This window comes from Limnobaculum allomyrinae (assembly GCF_016649425.1).
GTDB lineage: Bacteria > Pseudomonadota > Gammaproteobacteria > Enterobacterales > Enterobacteriaceae > Limnobaculum > Limnobaculum allomyrinae.
Genome location: NZ_JADRCR010000003.1, coordinates 304,109 through 321,376, shown reverse-complemented (window position 1 = coordinate 321,376; position 17,268 = coordinate 304,109). Strand labels below are relative to the sequence as shown.

The window sequence follows — 17,268 nt, the reverse complement described above, 5'->3', positions numbered from 1 at the left end:
TCCCCTTAAGACTGCAAGACGTCTGTTAGACGTTCAAGACGACCACGTATACTGTCGTCTATCACCATGTCACCCGCATGGATGACAAAACCGGCTATAACAGACTTATCAATTTTGCAATTTAGCTTAACTTTGCGTGACAAACGTTTTTCCATCGCGGTGGCAATTTTTGCCAACTGGGCATCATTCAATGGAGCAGCGGCAGTAACATCCACTTCAATGGTTGACTCCTGCTCTGAACGCAATTGAATAAACTGTTCTAACACGTCAGGAAGCACGATTAAACGTCCATTTTCGGCCATGACCTTTATCAGGTTTTGACCACTTTCGTTGAGCTGTTCACCACAAATGGTAATAAACGTGCTGGCTAAATGTTCCGGCGCTAACGCCCCGGACAGTAAATCAGCAACTTGCTCATTACGGCTAACTTCAGCAGCAAATGTCAGCATTTGTTGCCAGTTATCCAGGTCGTTCTGCTCAACGGCAAAGTCAAAAGCTGCTTTGGCGTAGGGGCGAGCTACAGTAATAAATTCAGACATCTGCCCCTCCCTCCTTACAGTTCAGCGACCAGTTTATCAACGATGTCGCTATTAGCAGCTTCATCCACGGAACGTTCGATAATTTTCTCAGCACCAGCAATCGCCAGCATAGCCACTTGCTTACGCAATTCTTCACGCGCTCTTTTGCGTTCTGCGTCTATTTCAGCCTGAGCCTGAGCAAGAATACGAGAACGTTCTTGTTCAGCTTCAACTTTAGCTTCGTCGACTATTTGAGCTTTACGCTTATTTGCCTGCTCAATAATTACCTGAGCATCAGCTTTAGCTTGAGCTAACTGGTCGGTCACATTGGCTTGCGCTAAATCCAAATCTTTTTTAGCTCGTTCTGCAGAAGCTAAACCGTCAGCAATCTCTTTTTGACGTTTTTCGATGGCAGAGATAATCGGCGGCCATACGAACCTCATACAGAACCAGACAAACAGGACAAACGCTATCGCCTGGCCGAGGATTGTTGCATTAATATTCACAGCACAATGCCTCTTGTTAATTTAACAGTTTGGTGTGGTTTCAATGTTCAATGTTAACCGGCAACGGCGAACATAACATACAGGCCCAGACCAACAGCGATCATCGGAATGGCGTCAACCAGACCCATAACGATGAAGAACTGTGTACGTAATAATGGGATAAGATCTGGTTGGCGAGCAGCACCTTCCAGGAATTTACCACCCAAAATGCCGATACCGATAGCAGCACCGATCGCTGCAAGGCCCATCATTACAGCAGCAGCCATGTACAGCAGATCCATGTTTAGGTTTTCCATGACAGTCTCCAGTTTATTTCAGTTAAAACTTAGCAGGGTTGTTAATATTAATGTTCTTCAGAAGCCATCGACAGATAGACAATCGTCAGAACCATAAAGATAAAGGCCTGTAACGTAATGATCAGTATGTGGAATATTGCCCATGGGACATTAAGTAACCACTGTGACCACCAAGGAAGCAGACCAGCAATTAGGATGAAAATTAACTCACCCGCATACATGTTTCCGAACAGTCGCAGACCGAGGGAAACAGGTTTGGACAGCAAGCTAACGCCTTCCAAAATTAGGTTAACTGGAATAAACGCCCAGTGATTGAACGGCTGCATGGTTAGTTCTTTAACAAAACCCGATACGCCTTTCATTTTGATGCTGTAGAACAGAATCAGAATGAATACGCCCAGCGCCATTGAGAGAGTAACGCTCACGTCCGCAGTTGGTACCACGCGTAAAGCAGGTAAACCAAGAACGTGTTCTCCGATGTAAGGAAGTAAATCGATTGGCAATAAATCCATGGTATTCATCAGGAAAACCCAGACGAATACGGTAAGCGCCAGTGGAGCAATCAGCTTACTTTTGCCGTGGTACATGTCTTTAACCGTACCATTAACAAAATCAATAATCAGCTCAACCGCACACTGAAGTTTACCCGGAACACCGCTGCTGGCCTTAACCGCAACACGGCGGAAAATAAACAGAAACAGTACCCCAAGAACAATGGAAAAAAACATCGAGTCGATGTTAATCGCCCAAAAGCCTGGCGTATCACCATGCTTAACGAGCTCCATCGTACGCAGATCCATTTGAAGGTTATTCAAATGGTGGCCGATATATTCCTGTGGAGTAGAGATTTCCCCTGATGCAGACATGATGCCTCTCACTCTTTATTATCAATTAGTTACGAAAAATATTTATTATAGCCGGCGCCACTACTTGCACTATCAACACAGCCAAATAAGTCACGCAAAGAGGCAAAAACGCCGCCTTAAACACAACCAACGCGATGACAAGCAGCGCAATGGTTAAAATAATTTTTACTATCTCACCGATAAAAAATGACCAGGCCAGTTTACCCTGATCCCGATCGCTATCCTGATGCCGCCATGTTAACAATAAAAACACCGCGTTAGGCAAACATCCAGATAAACCACCCAAAAAAGCAGAAATAGCCCATTTTTGGCTGCTAAGACAAAAAACCACGCTAAGTATAATAACAATGGCAAATTGTGCTAACAAAAGTCTGCGGGCTGTGACTGAATCATAGAGCGCTACAGACATGGCATATACTCTCTTTGAGCGTTAGCTTTCTCTCTACTAAAAAAGTAGAAACCGAGTAGTGTATAAAACTGTCTTTATCGACCAGAGTCAAGCCGGAAAAAACCAGAGAATTATACGGACAAACGCGGTTGATTCTATATTTAAGTAACAAAAAAGTGAACAAATGATTAAATTCCCAAATGTTCACTTTTTGGCATTTTTAACGAAAGCGCGGCCTATTATTACTAATAATGTTAAATATGTTTTGATTAATTATCCTTTTGTGAAGCTAATCACATAAATAATTTTAGTTTCTCAACTTAATTAAATATTACATATCTTACTAATTCTTATTGATTTTATATAAAATCAAAGACCTGAAAGGATTCAACAAAAATTTAATGGTCATAATGGCCAAATTCCTTACTTTTGACTTTCTGCTAACAAACTCAATGGAAACAGATTAAAGATATGGATAAGAATTTGTGAATAACAGGTTAAAATCAAACACATTAGAAACTAATAATAGCCTCAAAATGTAAAATATTTTTATCTTTTAAAATAAATCTGCAAGAGCACTTTTTACTCATTAAAAGCATAAATACCTAATTTGAGTGATTAAGATTTAGCCACTAATGATAACCAGATGACGTTCCCCATCCAGTTCAGGTACATCTAAAGCAACGATTTCTTGCACATGGAAGCCTTCAGGTACTTGCGACAACTCTTCTTCAGAGATAATCCCTTTAAGTGCATAAAATTTGCCATGCTCTTTCGATGGTAAGTGGTGACACCACTTCAGCATGTCCTGAAGTGAAGCAAAAGCCCGGCTGATAACCCCATCAAACCCTTCAGGTATGGAATACTCCTCCACACGACTCTGAACGGGTGTGACGTTAGTAATATTCAGCTCATGCATCACCTGACGAATAAAGCGAATACGCTTACCTAAGCTATCCAGCAGCGTAAATTGAGCATCAGGGCGAACGATGGCTAATGGAATTCCGGGCAAACCAGGTCCGGTACCTACATCGATAAAACGCTCTCCCTGAAGGTGGGGGTTAACGACAATACTGTCCATGATATGGCGGATCAGCATCTGTTGAGGATCCCTGACAGAAGTGAGGTTGTAAGCCTTATTCCATTTGTGCAATAAGCCCACATAGCCCAGAAGTTGTTCTTTCTGAAGCTGAGTCAGTTCCATTCCTGCTGCTTTAAGCAGCTTATCAAATTGGTTTTGCAAAACTTATCCTTAAGCGCTACGACGCAGCATACCTTGTTTTTTTAGCCAAATCAGTAAGATGGAAATAGCAGCCGGTGTAATACCTGAAATGCGTGATGCCTGACCAATAGAACTTGGTTTGTGATCGTTAAGCTTGATACTCACTTCGTTAGATAGCCCAGGAACCTGACGATAGTCCAGATCCGGCGGCAGGATCGCGTTTTCATTCCGCAGGTGTTTTTCTATTTCTCCCTGCTGACGAGCGATATAGCCTTCGTATTTAACCTGAATTTCTACCTGCTCAGCGGCTTGCTCATCGGATAATCCTGGTGCAAACAGTGACAATGTAGACAGAGTCGCATAATCAACTTCAGGACGTTTTAGCAGCTCTTCGCCGGTAGCTTCTTTAGACAACGGTGATTTCAGTAGAGTATTAATCTCTTCAACCCGATCCATATTTGGATGAACCAGAATGCTTCTCAGACGCTGGCGTTCCTGTTCAATGCTCTCTTGCTTAGTAACGAAGTGTTCCCAACGTTGATCGTCAACCAGACCCATTTCCCGTCCGATTTCAGTTAAGCGTAGATCCGCATTGTCTTCACGCAGCATCAGGCGATATTCCGCTCTTGAGGTAAACATACGGTAAGGCTCTTTGGTACCGAGAGTGCATAAATCGTCAACCAGAACACCAATGTAAGCCTGATCGCGACGTGGTGACCATCCTTCCTTCTCTGCCGAGAAACGACCGGCATTAAGGCCAGCTAATAGCCCCTGAGCGGCAGCTTCTTCATAACCGGTTGTGCCGTTAATCTGACCGGCAAAGAACAAGCCCTGAATGAATTTACTTTCCAGCGTTGGTTTGAGATCCCGTGGATCGAAGAAATCATACTCGATAGCATAACCGGGACGAACGATCGTTGCGTTCTCCATACCCACCATGGATCGAACGATCTTCATCTGGACGTCAAACGGTAAACTGGTTGAGATCCCGTTAGGATAGACTTCATTGCTGGTTAAGCCTTCTGGTTCCAGGAAGATCTGATGTGCATTACGATCGGCAAAACGCATCACTTTATCTTCGATAGAAGGGCAATAACGCGGCCCGATCCCTTCGATGATCCCGGTATACATTGGGCTACGATCCAAATTATTGCGGATCACATCATGAGTTTGCTCATTGGTGTAAGTGATGTAACACGGGATCTGTGTTGGATGTTCACTGGCATTTCCCATAAACGAAAATACCGGTAGTGGGGTATCGCCGTGTTGTTGCTGCAGAATATCAAAATTGATGGTTCTGGCATCGATTCTTGGTGGAGTTCCGGTTTTTAAACGGCTTACTCGCAGAGGAAGTTCACGCAGACGTTGAGATAAGCCAATGGAAGGCGGATCGCCTGCTCTGCCACCGCTGTAGTTTTCAAGCCCAATGTGAATTTTGCCATCCAGGAAAGTTCCTACTGTCAGTACAACAGCTTTGGCCCTGAATTTTAAACCCATTTTAGTCACCACGCCGGTGACTTTATCGTTTTCAACGATGAGATCTTCTGCTGGCTGTTGGAAGATCATTAAATTTGGTTGGTTTTCCAGCGCGGATCTTACGGCTTGTTTGTACAAAGCACGATCTGCCTGAGCCCTGGTTGCTCTTACAGCTGGGCCTTTGCTGGCATTTAATATTCTGAATTGAATCCCTGCTTTATCAATAGCATGAGCCATTAATCCGCCTAAAGCATCCACTTCTTTAACCAGATGGCCTTTACCAATACCACCAATGGCTGGGTTACAGGACATTTGCCCCAGCGTATCGATATTGTGGGTTAATAAAAGTGTTTGTTGCCCCATACGAGCAGCAGCCATAGCGGCTTCAGTTCCGGCATGACCACCACCTACAACGATGACGTCAAAGGAATCTGGATAAAACATGGTATTACACCTCGGGATGTTCGGATGATCGAATACAAATGATCTTGAGTCAGCGATTCTACTTGAGTTTAAAGCTTAGTCCAACTGGCTTGGATCTTGGTTAATTAAAGAAAGATCTTTTTATTTAGAGATCTTCTTATTGGATCTACTACTAGGATCCTCTGATGTTGTGGATAAGCAATAATTCGTCTTTGGGATCAATTTATTAAATGGATCCTTTTACTGTGGATGATCGGTGATCCTGAACAGTATAAGCTGAGCATAATAGTGGTAGTTATCCACAAGCACACCGACCATTCAAGTTGTTAGTTGGATAACTACAGGTTAACAGCTGCTTTTAACTATACTTATACACAACTGACCGCGCATTATTTAATCGTTTTTGACTAAATTAATCCAGCTTTCGATCCAAATTCCTGCTGGATCCTCTGGAATTTCATGTTCAGTGACGTCAATTTCCAGTCGATCGCCGATCCGTTTTGCTCCACGATCCTGCAGAATACGATCTACAGTTTTAATACCGCCACAGAAAGTGTCATATTCTTTACTGCCTAAACCAACTGCACCAAATCTGACTTGAGTAAGATCCGGCTTCTGTTGTTCTATTTGTTCAAATAGAGGCTGTAGGTTATCGGGTATTTCACCTGCACCATGGGTTGATGTCACTATTAACCAGATGCCTTCAGGCGTTAGTTCATCCAGTTCAGCACCATGCAGGACTTCTGTCGTAAAACCCGCTTCGGTGAGTTTTTCTTCCAGATGCTCAGCAACATATTCAGCACTACCTAAAGTACTGCCGCTAATCAGCGTTATATCAGGCATACCCATCCTTAATTATTCAGTTTCGCGCGTATTGTACGCTGTGAAACAGCTGGGATCTACCTGTGGATAATGTGGGTATAATAAAATAGTGCTTATGGTCTGATAGTCCTCATAATCGGGTTCTGAAGGGAGATTAGCGTTTCTGTCGATTGAATTTCATCGATGGTCTGGATCTTGTTGATAAGTACCTGCTGTAATCCATCGATAGATTTGGTCATGACTTTAATAAAGATGCTGTAGTGACCCGTGGTGTAATAGGCTTCAACTACTTCTTCAAGGTTTTCAAGTTTGGCCAGAGCTGATGGATAATCTTTGGCGCTTTTTAAAATAATGCCAATAAAGCAGCAAACGTCATAACCCAGCTGCTTTGGGCTGATCTCAACCTGAGTCCCTAAAATGATCCCTGACTGTTTCATTTTTTCCACTCGCACATGAATGGTTCCCGGGCTGACGTTAAAATTTTTTGCCAACTCAGCATAAGGAACCCGGGCATTTTTCATTAATTCGTTCAGTATGCTGCGGTCTAGATTATCGATCTGGTAATTATCGGCCATTTTTAACACTCTTTTTTGATGAATTGTTATTAAATTAGCTTTAAAAATGAATAATTGAAACCACTATGGCATTATTTATTAATGAATATTGAATATAGGTGTCATTCTGTTGCTTAATACTCATCAACGACATCACAGTATTGAGATAACCACAATGAAAAAGTCCTTTATTCAAAAACAGCAACAAATCACGTTTGTTAAATCTTTCCTTTCTCGCCAGTTAGAGCAAAAGCTTGGTCTGGTTGAGATTCAGGCACCGATATTAAGCCGCGTTGGTGATGGTACTCAGGACAACCTGTCCGGCTGTGAAAAAGCGGTTCAGGTAAAAGTGAAAGCCATTCCAGGCGCTACTTTTGAAGTGGTTCATTCATTAGCTAAATGGAAACGTCAAACGCTGGGTCGTTTTGGTTTTGTGCCTGGTGAAGGTATCTATACCAACATGAAAGCCCTGCGCCCTGATGAAGATCGCCTGAGTCCAATCCATTCCGTGTATGTGGATCAATGGGATTGGGAGCGTGTGATGTCTGATTCTGAGCGCAATACGGATTACCTGAAACAAACGGTTCGCTCTATTTACTCAGCGATCAAAGAAACGGAAGCTGCTGTAGCGAAGGAATTTGGTTATAAACCTTTCCTGCCGGCTGAAATTAAGTTTATTCACAGTGAAGAACTGTTACAGCGTTATCCGGATCTGGATGCTAAAGGACGTGAACGTGCAATTGCGAAAGAATTTGGCGCAGTTTTTCTGATTGGTATTGGTGGTAAGTTATCTCACGGTGAAGCACACGATATGCGTGCGCCAGATTATGATGACTGGACAACGCCGGGTGCTGATGGTGAAGGCCTGAACGGGGATATTTTAGTCTGGAACCCGGTACTGGAAGATGCATTTGAACTCTCTTCTATGGGAATCCGTGTGGATGCAGAAACCCTGAAGCGTCAGCTGTCATTAACTAACGATGAAGGCCGTCTGGCTCTGGAATGGCATCAGGCGTTATTACGTGGAGAAATGCCACAAACCATCGGTGGTGGTATTGGTCAGTCCCGTGTAGTTATGTTGCTGCTACAACAAAAGCATATTGGTCAGGTACAGTGTGGTGTGTGGACGCCGGAACTGCGTGAAAGCGTAGAATGCATGCTGTAATTAATCAGCACGCCAGCGGCGACGTAACCGCTGGCCAAGTCCGGTATCAAAACGCCAAACGTGATCGAAGATTTTCATAATGTTTGGTTTACCGTGTTTAGACATAGCCACCGCGTGAAAACGGTGGTTATGTTTTTTTTGTTTATTTTTTATCTGACTGATTAAATTTTCTGGTAAACGTTGTGCAATAAAATCAGAGACGATCACTACATCGGCATCGATCCAATCCTGCTGGTTTAGCTTTTCTACCGTTTCGGATAAGCAGGCTGCCAGATCGGTACCACCTCTAAAGCGCTGGCTTAGAAAACGAATGGCTTCACTGATACCCGTTGATGATGTCAGCTCGTAATGCACCACTTCGGTAGAGAAAAGTAAGATATAGCAGCGCCGATTGTCAGCCATAGCTATGCGTAATAACGCCAGACAAAATGCTTTGGCACACTGTTCATTAAAGCCGCCCATCGATCCTGACGTATCAACACAAACAATAAATGGCCCTCTGGGAAGCTGTTCATTGATGGTTTTAGAAATAGCCCTTACTTTTACTTGTTCGCGCCACACATCGCCTTTTAGCTGATAGGTCAGCAGTTGCTGCTCTAAAAAACGCCGGTAAAATTCTATTTCCAGTTCATCAATATTCAACAGCACCATTTCAGTAGGTAGCATTCTGACGATATCGCTGCTTTGGAAGATACCATTAACACTTTCAGGCAATGTTGCCGGCTCTCTGACCATGACACGATACTTTTCATATTGAGTATCTTTACGATCGACAGAGGTGGGTTGATAGCTTCTGCCCAATTGCTCAGCCAGCTTTTGTAATTCGGGCTGTTGCGCCAGAAACTTACCGTATTCAATTAACGTGTTGCAGTCAGAACGGTATTTTTCTCCGCGGCTCATATCCCACAGGTGACCAGAACTCCGATCGTTTTCCACCAAAAAGGGCTCCAGCGCGCTGTTAATGGCCAGACGATCCTGAAGTTGAGAGATTAACTGCTCCCAGTCACCTTCAATTAGTGATTTATGTAATGTGGTAACCTGAACTGAAAGGCTTTTTCGCCACTGATGCAGAAAAAGGCTGCGAAAGCTCTCATTGCGATGCTCAGCAGTGGCTGAAAGCTTTTTAGCTCGCTCAAAGAAAGGGGAATGGAGTACCTCAAGCTGTTGAATAACATCATCCAACTGTTCAAAGAACAGTGTGTTTTCTGAAGAGATACTTTGTTTATAGAGCGCAAATTCTGCAGAAATAGCTGCAGGTACCTCTGATTGCTGCAACTTATCCTGAAGTTTTATCTTCCAGCCAGAAACCTCTTTGTTAAATGCATTTCTGATTTTGGGATACTTTTCAAAAAAGATAGCCAGCTGAGGCGCAGCCAACAGGCCTATAAGCAATTCTTCGATTATTTCGCTTTCACTGATAGAAAGTAATAATTCGATAGTTTGCAGGCTCATAATGACGGTTCAGCCCCGGAAAAACGCTGTTTTTGTTTGCTGATTTCTTCATGTACCGAAAACAGACTGGCTTCAATCTTTTCCAGCCACTGCTTATTAATAAACAGGCAGGGTTGAGCATCGGTAAAATATTTACGCTGCTGGTTTAGTCTGGACTGAGTATTTTCCAGCCGTTGAACTAACTCTTCTGTTGGTTGGATATGAAAGTTTTTGTCTGACAGCGACAGAATAGAAGGGGATAAACTTAAATCCCGGATAATGAGTTGTAAATTATCATCAACGGTCATATCCAAAGATTGTGAAAAACCAATACCGTTAAGTTTACCTTTTGGCGATTCACCTTTGGTTAACCATAATTCAATTTGCTGTTTTTCAATAACAATGTGTGTTACTTCAATACCGTGTAATTTTAACGGTGTTTGTAATAATAATGTTATCTTAGGGTCAGTGATATTTGCGGGTAATACATAGGTTTGTTTACGGTTAAACAGAGTAGTTTTGCGTTCTAACTTTAAAGATAACTGATTAGATTGCTGTTGTTTGTATTTTAGCCAGTCAGCGTTAATTTGTTGAATTTGTAATGTAATACTTTGCTGATGAAATGCTTTTTCAGTCATTAACAGCTCAATTTGATGTTCTACCAGCGATAAAGAATTAATGTCGTGCCACAGGCAATCTTTTAATAAGATAAGATCGACAGGGCTTATGGCATCTCTGTCACTAAAAAATGCGCTGGCTTGTAACAGTCGAATGGCTTTTTTCCAACGGCGGTCAGATATATAAGGGCCATTATTCAAAGCATTGAGGTTTTGGCGCAGTAAATAGATGAGTTCAAATACCTCATCAGGTAATTTTATCTGATTAATTTGTTGTTGCCATTCAACATACTCTTCATCACTGATGCTTAATGATTCAATGGCAGAATTGAGCTTTTCACTGCTTTGATGATTAATCATCGATAAAAAGTTAGCTTTATCCTGAATATTATTTAGCGATAAACGGATTAACATCCTGTCATACAAAGCTTCAAGGCTGTTATCTTCTTCAGGCAGTTCGTTAGAAGCAGTGACTAATAATCGCAATGGCATAGCAACTTCGGTATCACCATTGCGAAAATGTCTTTCGTTTATTGCCGTTAGTAATGTATTCAGGATTGCCGGGCCTGCTTTCCATATTTCATCTAAGAAAACTATTTCAGCTTCAGGTAGATAGTTTTTAGTTAATCTAATATATCGACCATCTTCTTTTAATGCCTGAATAGATAATGGCCCAAATACTTCTTCCGGCGTTGAAAAACGCGTCATCAAATATTCAAAAGCATTGGCCTGTTTAAATGAGTATTTTAATCGGCGAGCTATCATACTTTTGGCAATACCCGGTGGCCCTAACAGGAAGACACTTTCCCCACACAGCGCGGCTAACAGACAAAGTCTTATGACATGTTGGCGTTCATAAAGATCGGTTTCAAGGATACTGCTTAAACGGGTTATTCGTTCCGACAGGTATTTAGATTTAAGCATGATGAAAACAACTGAATAATAATTAGTTAAAAAATTATAGCAGATCAATGATTAGTAATACTTTTACTTTCCAACTAAAATAGAGCTATCAGGGAAAATTAAAAGTCGTTATGAAATATATTATTGGTATCTGCTTTATATAAAGCAGATATTGATCATTATGCCTTTGGTTCTCCAACCACCGTATTAAAACGCGGATACAAGAAGCACTTATGAGTACAGATAATAAACGCTCGTTGCCGGCAACCATGTTAGCCACAATAGGTGTGGTTTATGGTGATATAGGTACCAGTCCTCTTTATACCTTAAGGGAATGTTTCTCAGGCTATTACGGATTTAGCGTTGAACCAGATGTCATTTTTGGTTTCCTGTCATTAATCTTCTGGATGCTTATTTTGGTGGTATCCCTTAAGTACCTGAGTTTTGTTATGCGGGCGGATAACGCCGGTGAAGGTGGGATTCTGACGTTAATGTCTCTGGCAGGCAGGTATGCCAGTGATAAAAAAACCGCATTTGTGGTCATTATCGGGCTGATTGGTGGCAGCTTCTTTTATGGTGAAGTCGTCATTACCCCGGCAGTTTCCGTGATGTCTGCACTGGAAGGGCTGGAGATTCTGGCACCTTCACTTGATGCTTATATTGTTCCTTGTGCGGTGGTGGTTTTAACCATTCTTTTTTGTATTCAGAAACACGGAACCAGCGGTATCAGTAAAGTATTTGCTCCGGTGATGCTGCTTTGGTTTTTTGTTATTGGTTTATTGGGGGTTCGCAGCGTCATCGCCAGTCCGGAAGTGCTGTATGCGCTTAATCCTTCCTGGGCGATCGGCTTTTTCCTTGAATATAAGGCATTATCATTTTTTGCTCTTGGCGCTGTCGTTCTGGCGATTACCGGTGTGGAAGCGTTGTACGCAGATATGGGGCACTTTGGCAAAATGCCCATTCGCTATGCCTGGTTTACCGTAGTATTGCCTTGTCTGGTTCTGAACTACTTTGGCCAGGGAGCTTTGTTGTTAAGAAGTCCGGAAGCGATAAAGAACCCTTTCTTCCTGTTGGCTCCGGATTGGGCGTTAATTCCACTGTTGATTTTGGCCGCACTGGCTACGGTTATTGCCTCTCAGGCGGTTATCTCAGGTGTTTTCTCTCTGACCCGACAGGCGGTGCATTTAGGTTATTTACCACCGATGAAAATTTTGCACACCTCTGATATGGAGGCCGGGCAAATTTATATTCCGGTGATTAACTGGCTGTTATATATCGCTGTAGTACTGGTGATAGTGACTTTCAAACATTCCAGTAATCTTGCTGCCGCTTACGGTATAGCCGTAACCGGAACGATGGTAATCACCTCGATCCTCTCTTGTATTGTGGCTAATCAAAACTGGCACTGGCCGCGTATTGCGACCGTAACTATTCTGGCTGTTTTACTGTGCGTTGATATTCCACTGTTCTCAGCTAACGCCGTTAAGGTGTTCTCCGGTGGTTGGTTACCGTTGTTGCTGGGGCTGTGTATGTTTATTGTGATGACTTCCTGGAAAAGTGAGCGGTTTCGGCTGCTGCGCCGTATACATGAGCATGGTAACTCTCTGGAAGCGTTGATTGCTTCGCTGGAAAAGAATCCGCCTACGCGAGTGAAGGGAACGGCAGTGTTTATGATCCGCACAACCAACGTTATTCCATTCTCTTTGCTACATAATTTAACCCATAACAAAGTGTTGCATGAGAGAGTGATATTAATGACGATAAAAACCGTCGATACGCCTTATGTACACAACGTTCAGCGGGTGACGATTGAGCAGCTTTCACCGTCGTTTTGGCGGGTCGTCTCCAGTTATGGCTATAAAGAAACGCCAAATGTTGAAAATATCTTTTATTTGTGTGGCCTGGAAGGACTGTCGTTTAGCATGGAGGAAACGTCATTCTTCCTTTCTCATGAGTCAGTGAAACTAAGTAAACGTCCATGGTATTTAAAAATCAGAGGGCAGCTGTTTCTGGCACTTAATCGTAATGCGCTGCGGGCTCCGGATCAGTTTAAGATACCGCCGAACAGGGTGATTGAGTTGGGGACGCAGATAGATATATAGAACGTGGGTTTTGTTATAGATATTTAATCAGCTTTTGTGAATGTTCCGGCCGTGATAACTATGTGGTTATATGAGCATTGTGCTCGGCCGGAAAACCATCAGTACTTAAGTTGGGAGTGCGTCGGGCCTAGTCCGCTTAGGGGCGCTCCGGCAGCTAAAGCTGCTACGACCCCAACAGCGGCCTCTCCCGACGATTAGCTTTGTTAAAACAAAATATTCTTGTAGATATATTTTTGTCTATTACCCCTTCCTTCCCGTTATCAAATTATCTCCATCGCCAGGTTTTAGCATGATAAATACCAGCGAGGATAAGAAGGTGATAACGCCCATGGTGATGAAGGTGTAGTGGAAGTGGTCGATGGTGTTTCCGCTGGAGAAGGTTTCGTAAGCGTGAAGTACCGTTGCACTGACCGCGACGCCAAAGCTGATGGATAGCTGTTGGGTTACTGCCATCAGGCTATTACCGGAACTGGCAGTTTTGTCGGTTAAATCGCCCAGCGTGATGGTATTCATGGCGGTAAACTGTATAGACATCACCATTCCCATAAGAAACAGTGGAATAATCAGCATCCAGAGCGGCTCTGCCGGATCTTGTAAGGAGAATTGAGCGATCATTGCGCCAATTAGCAGAGTCACGCCAATCAGAGTGTTGCGGTAACCAAACTTATTCAGCACTTTTGTGACTATCGATTTAGCCAGCAATGAGCCAATAGCCGTTGGTGCCATCATACAACCCGCTATCAGCGCTGAATAACCAAACCCTATTTGCAGCATTAGCGGCATCAGAAACGGAACGCTTCCGGTTCCCAAACGTGAAACGATGCTGCCCAGAATGCCGACAGAGAAAGTACGGATCTTAAATAGTGATAAGTGAAACAGCGGGTATCGATATCTAAGTGCATGCCATACATACAGGAAGAGTAGAATAATTCCTGAAATAAAGATCAATATGGCGAGCTGAGTTGAAACAATACGTTCGCTAAACAGTGATAATCCACTGAGTAACATCACCAGACTTAAGCCAAACAGCAAAAAACCTAAAATATCGAATTTACGGCCAGGAACGGTAAAGTCAGGCATATATTTACGGGCATAAAACATTCCTACTAATCCGATAGGAATATTTATCAGGAATATCCAGTGCCAGGTGGCGTAGGTAACTAGCCATCCTCCCAGTAATGGGCCAATAATAGGGCCGATCAGCCCGGGTATGGTGACAAAATTTAATACGGGTAATAGTTCACTGCGTGGATAGGCTCGTAACAGTGCAAGGCGGGCAACGGGCATCATCATAGCTCCACCCACACCCTGAATAATTCGTGAGATAACCAGCATTGATAGTGAATGTGACAGGGCACAAGACAATGAGCCAAGCACAAACAGTAAAACGGAAATCATAAAAACTTTGCGGGTACCAAAGCGATCGGCTAACCAACCGCTAATGGGAATCAACATGGCAACGGTGAGTGTATAGCTAATAATGACCGACTGCATTGCCAGAGGGGAATGATTAAGGCTTTTAGCAATAGCTGGAATTGCCGTATTTAATATGGTGGCGTCCAGAGCCTGCATAAAGAACGCGGTAGCAGCAATCCAGGGGAGACCCGCTACGCTACGTGCTGATTGAGTCATTCATTATCCTGCGGTTGATTCAATATTGTAGATCTTAATATCCTTTTCTAATAATTCCTGCGTGGCCTTGAGTGCTTCTGCACTGTCCTTTTTTAGAATAGCATCAACAATGGATTGATGGTGTTCCAGCTTGATAACTTCATTATTAGTAACCGATCGGAAGTAGGTTTGATATACCGAACTGAACAGGCTGGAGAAAGAGGTTAAAAGCGGATTACAGCTGGCATTGTAGATAAGCTTATGAAATTCCGTATCTACCTGTATCCATTTTTCAGCGTCGAAATCTTTATGTAATGAACGCATTTCTGCCATTAGGAGGGAAAGTTGATAACGCTGTTCATTGCTGGCGTTGATTGCAGCCAGAGCGGCTGCCTGAGGTTCTAATGCCCGACGTAATACCACAAAGTGTTGAGTGACTTCAAAAAAGTTATCTTTGCTAATCCACCATGAAAGCAGATCTTTATCGAGAAAATTCCAGTAATACTTAGGCATAACTCGCGTACCAATCCGCGGTCGGGCAAGTAACATTCCTTTAGCGGTAAGCATTTTTACGGCTTCTCTGATAGCAGTTCTGCTAACGCTATAAATTTCACACAGTTCATTTTCGCCCGGCAGTATGCTTTCTGCTGCAAATTCGCCAGACAAAATGCGGTGCGCTATCTTTTCTGCAACCAGGTAAGACAGATTTCGATGGGCAGCCTGCTGCTGAACATTAAATTGCATTATGTTAAGTATCCTTTGGCGGTTATCAATGTAAACTATTTGATTTTTAATAATTATTATTTATCGTTATTTAACGAATAACGTCTCATTTTATCCCATAAAGGGCGATAAAATAACAAACTCTTCGCCATATTATGATCACACGCAATCGATAACGTATTTAATCCAGTTAAATAAATAAGATAGGAATTATCTATCCGGGCGAATTGCGGATAAATTTTTCAGTATTTAGGATAAACAACAAATCTCTGACAATCGTTCTGGCAAATGAAACACCTTTTTGGATATGAATTACTCTTCCGATGGGGGCTCATGTACTTTTCTTGCCAGAAACCAGTAAGAATAGATGGCATTAAACAATACCACTATAGCAGTAACGATAAATACTGCACGAAATCCAAGAGTTGCTGCAACGCTGGAACCCAGTAATGGGCCACTAACGTTGCCGATATCACGAAATGATTGGTTATAACTAAATATTCGGCCAGCTACCTGATTGCTGCAATTATAAATTAATAACGTTTGTACCGCGGGTAATAGCGCACCATCAGCAACCCCAAGCAGAAAACGTAATACAGCCAATTGCCATGGATTTTGTACAAATGCCATGGGGAGCAGCACCAGAATGGAAAAAATCAGCATGGCTATCAGAATACGCTCCGGCCCGATGCGATCGCCTAATTTGCCTAATCGTGGTGCACTCAACAAGGCTGCAAATCCGGGAACGGAAGCAATAAATCCACTGATAAAGGCCAGATTCTCAATATTATTCGATATTTCCCGCACATACAGGGTCAGAATTGGGGCGATAGAGCCGGTAGCTACCTGAATAATCATGGTAGTCACAAATAACCCCAATACTAATTTTGGTTTTTTTAATGAAGCAAAAACTTGTCGCCCACTCAGCATATCCTTCTTGTGGACACGGGTGAACTGCTCTTTAACGGCATACCAGGTAAGCAGGAAGCAAATAAACAGTACGCTGGCAGTAATAAAGAACACCGGGCGCAGGCCATAACGGTCAGCCAGAAAACCACCAATCAGTGGCCCTAACAGCGCACCGCTGACGGCGCCGGTTGACAGTGTTCCCAGAGCCCATCCGCTGCGATTACGGGGAACCTGAGTGGCGATCAGCGCATTAGCATTGGGTACAAATCCGCCCAACACCCCTAACATTGCGCGTAACCCAAGGAACTGCCAGATATTTTGAGCAAGCCCCATTAACACCATAATGATTGCCATACCGAGTGCTGAGCGAAGCAGCATCAGTTTTCGACCACGACGATCCGCTAACCCGCCCCAAAAAGGGGAAGCCAGAGCAGAAAATAGAAAGGTGATACTGAAAACCAGACCTGACCATAAATTTAGTTCACGGTGGCCAGTTATACCGAGTTGTTCAACATATAAGGGTAAGAAAGGCATCACCAGACTAAAGGCTGCGCCGGTGAGAAAACATCCAATCCAAACCACCATCAGGTTTCTCTGCCAGTTAACTGGTGAAGAAAGTTCTATCGTGTCGGGATCGTCTGTTGGCATGTTTGACCTGCATAAGGTGGCAATATGGTGAGTGTTTTATACACAGTCTCAGAATGCCACTAATACCGCCCTTTTAAAACTGGAATTC

Annotated in this window: 16 protein-coding genes; 2 read left to right on the top strand and 14 right to left on the bottom strand. The window is 43.1% G+C overall.

Annotated features, from left to right (window positions below; genetic code table 11):
- Window positions 1-5 precede the first annotated feature (5 nt).
- From atpH to asnC, 9 genes are all read right to left on the bottom strand, one after another.
- On the bottom strand, window positions 6-539 hold the full coding sequence (gene atpH, locus I2494_RS08730) for a F0F1 ATP synthase subunit delta (protein ID WP_130593471.1): 534 nt from the start codon (window positions 537-539) through the stop codon (window positions 6-8).
- 14 nt (window positions 540-553) lie between these two features.
- A complete protein-coding gene (atpF, locus tag I2494_RS08725) occupies window positions 554-1,024 on the bottom strand; it encodes a F0F1 ATP synthase subunit B (protein WP_108900913.1) in 471 nt (156 codons plus the stop codon).
- 53 nt (window positions 1,025-1,077) lie between these two features.
- Entirely contained in the window at window positions 1,078-1,320 is a 243-nt protein-coding gene (atpE, locus tag I2494_RS08720; protein WP_108900914.1) for a F0F1 ATP synthase subunit C, read from the bottom strand.
- A 47-nt stretch (window positions 1,321-1,367) separates the two neighbouring features.
- On the bottom strand, window positions 1,368-2,186 hold the full coding sequence (gene atpB / locus I2494_RS08715) for a F0F1 ATP synthase subunit A (protein WP_130593472.1): 819 nt from the start codon (window positions 2,184-2,186) through the stop codon (window positions 1,368-1,370).
- Window positions 2,187-2,211: 25 nt separating this feature from the next.
- Entirely contained in the window at window positions 2,212-2,595 is a 384-nt protein-coding gene (atpI, locus tag I2494_RS08710) for a F0F1 ATP synthase subunit I (protein WP_218468311.1), read from the bottom strand.
- A gap of 604 nt (window positions 2,596-3,199) precedes the next feature.
- Window positions 3,200-3,778, bottom strand: a complete 579-nt coding sequence (rsmG, locus tag I2494_RS08705) for a 16S rRNA (guanine(527)-N(7))-methyltransferase RsmG (RefSeq protein ID WP_407657882.1) — start codon at window positions 3,776-3,778, stop codon at window positions 3,200-3,202.
- 48 nt (window positions 3,779-3,826) lie between these two features.
- The gene (gene mnmG / locus I2494_RS08700) at window positions 3,827-5,716 is read right to left on the bottom strand and encodes a tRNA uridine-5-carboxymethylaminomethyl(34) synthesis enzyme MnmG (protein WP_218468309.1); all 1,890 of its coding nucleotides are present in this window, start codon (window positions 5,714-5,716) and stop codon (window positions 3,827-3,829) included.
- A gap of 372 nt (window positions 5,717-6,088) precedes the next feature.
- On the bottom strand, window positions 6,089-6,538 hold the full coding sequence (mioC, locus tag I2494_RS08695; protein WP_218468308.1) for an FMN-binding protein MioC: 450 nt from the start codon (window positions 6,536-6,538) through the stop codon (window positions 6,089-6,091).
- A gap of 92 nt (window positions 6,539-6,630) precedes the next feature.
- A complete protein-coding gene (gene asnC / locus I2494_RS08690; RefSeq protein WP_130593477.1) occupies window positions 6,631-7,092 on the bottom strand; it encodes a transcriptional regulator AsnC in 462 nt (153 codons plus the stop codon).
- A gap of 154 nt (window positions 7,093-7,246) precedes the next feature.
- Between asnC and asnA the strand changes: the two genes are divergently transcribed.
- On the top strand, window positions 7,247-8,236 hold the full coding sequence (gene asnA / locus I2494_RS08685) for an aspartate--ammonia ligase (RefSeq protein WP_228350899.1): 990 nt from the start codon (window positions 7,247-7,249) through the stop codon (window positions 8,234-8,236).
- On the opposite strand, the gene viaA is transcribed toward asnA, so the two are convergent.
- Both viaA and ravA read right to left on the bottom strand, forming a co-directional pair.
- On the bottom strand, window positions 8,237-9,691 hold the full coding sequence (viaA, locus tag I2494_RS08680; RefSeq protein ID WP_218468343.1) for an ATPase RavA stimulator ViaA: 1,455 nt from the start codon (window positions 9,689-9,691) through the stop codon (window positions 8,237-8,239).
- On the bottom strand, window positions 9,685-11,208 hold the full coding sequence (gene ravA, locus I2494_RS08675; protein ID WP_218468306.1) for an ATPase RavA: 1,524 nt from the start codon (window positions 11,206-11,208) through the stop codon (window positions 9,685-9,687). The genes viaA and ravA overlap by 7 nt, the downstream gene beginning before the upstream one ends.
- A 212-nt stretch (window positions 11,209-11,420) precedes the next feature.
- Here ravA and kup point away from each other — a divergent pair, with 212 nt between their 5' ends.
- Complete coding sequence (gene kup, locus I2494_RS08670) at window positions 11,421-13,289, top strand: low affinity potassium transporter Kup (RefSeq protein ID WP_218468305.1); 1,869 nt, start codon at window positions 11,421-11,423, stop codon at window positions 13,287-13,289.
- 240 nt (window positions 13,290-13,529) lie between these two features.
- On the opposite strand, the gene mdtD is transcribed toward kup, so the two are convergent.
- The 3 genes from mdtD to mdtG all read right to left on the bottom strand — a co-directional run bounded on the left by mdtD (window position 13,530) and on the right by mdtG (window position 17,180).
- Entirely contained in the window at window positions 13,530-14,921 is a 1,392-nt protein-coding gene (mdtD, locus tag I2494_RS08665) for a multidrug transporter subunit MdtD (protein WP_218468304.1), read from the bottom strand.
- Window positions 14,922-14,924: 3 nt separating this feature from the next.
- Window positions 14,925-15,644, bottom strand: coding sequence for a FadR/GntR family transcriptional regulator (locus I2494_RS08660; protein ID WP_218468303.1), 720 nt, complete (start codon window positions 15,642-15,644; stop codon window positions 14,925-14,927).
- Between the two features lie 291 nt (window positions 15,645-15,935).
- Entirely contained in the window at window positions 15,936-17,180 is a 1,245-nt protein-coding gene (gene mdtG, locus I2494_RS08655; protein WP_218468302.1) for a multidrug efflux MFS transporter MdtG, read from the bottom strand.
- Window positions 17,181-17,268 lie beyond the last annotated feature (88 nt).

Bases quoted from the DNA above. Each gene is read 5' to 3' on its own strand.
- atpH (WP_130593471.1), bottom strand. From the start codon at position 539: ATGTCTGAATTTATTACTGTAGCTCGCCCCTACGCCAAAGCAGCTTTT.
- atpE (WP_108900914.1), bottom strand. From the start codon at position 1,320: ATGGAAAACCTAAACATGGATCTGCTGTACATGGCTGCTGCTGTAATG.
- atpB (WP_130593472.1), bottom strand. From the start codon at position 2,186: ATGTCTGCATCAGGGGAAATCTCTACTCCACAGGAATATATCGGCCAC.
- atpI (WP_218468311.1), bottom strand. From the start codon at position 2,595: ATGTCTGTAGCGCTCTATGATTCAGTCACAGCCCGCAGACTTTTGTTA.
- rsmG (WP_407657882.1), bottom strand. From the start codon at position 3,778: ATGGAACTGACTCAGCTTCAGAAAGAACAACTTCTGGGCTATGTGGGC.
- mnmG (WP_218468309.1), bottom strand. From the start codon at position 5,716: ATGTTTTATCCAGATTCCTTTGACGTCATCGTTGTAGGTGGTGGTCAT.
- mioC (WP_218468308.1), bottom strand. From the start codon at position 6,538: ATGCCTGATATAACGCTGATTAGCGGCAGTACTTTAGGTAGTGCTGAA.
- asnC (WP_130593477.1), bottom strand. From the start codon at position 7,092: ATGGCCGATAATTACCAGATCGATAATCTAGACCGCAGCATACTGAAC.
- asnA (WP_228350899.1), top strand. From the start codon at position 7,247: ATGAAAAAGTCCTTTATTCAAAAACAGCAACAAATCACGTTTGTTAAA.
- ravA (WP_218468306.1), bottom strand. From the start codon at position 11,208: ATGCTTAAATCTAAATACCTGTCGGAACGAATAACCCGTTTAAGCAGT.
- kup (WP_218468305.1), top strand. From the start codon at position 11,421: ATGAGTACAGATAATAAACGCTCGTTGCCGGCAACCATGTTAGCCACA.
- mdtD (WP_218468304.1), bottom strand. From the start codon at position 14,921: ATGACTCAATCAGCACGTAGCGTAGCGGGTCTCCCCTGGATTGCTGCT.
- I2494_RS08660 (WP_218468303.1), bottom strand. From the start codon at position 15,644: ATGCAATTTAATGTTCAGCAGCAGGCTGCCCATCGAAATCTGTCTTAC.
- mdtG (WP_218468302.1), bottom strand. From the start codon at position 17,180: ATGCCAACAGACGATCCCGACACGATAGAACTTTCTTCACCAGTTAAC.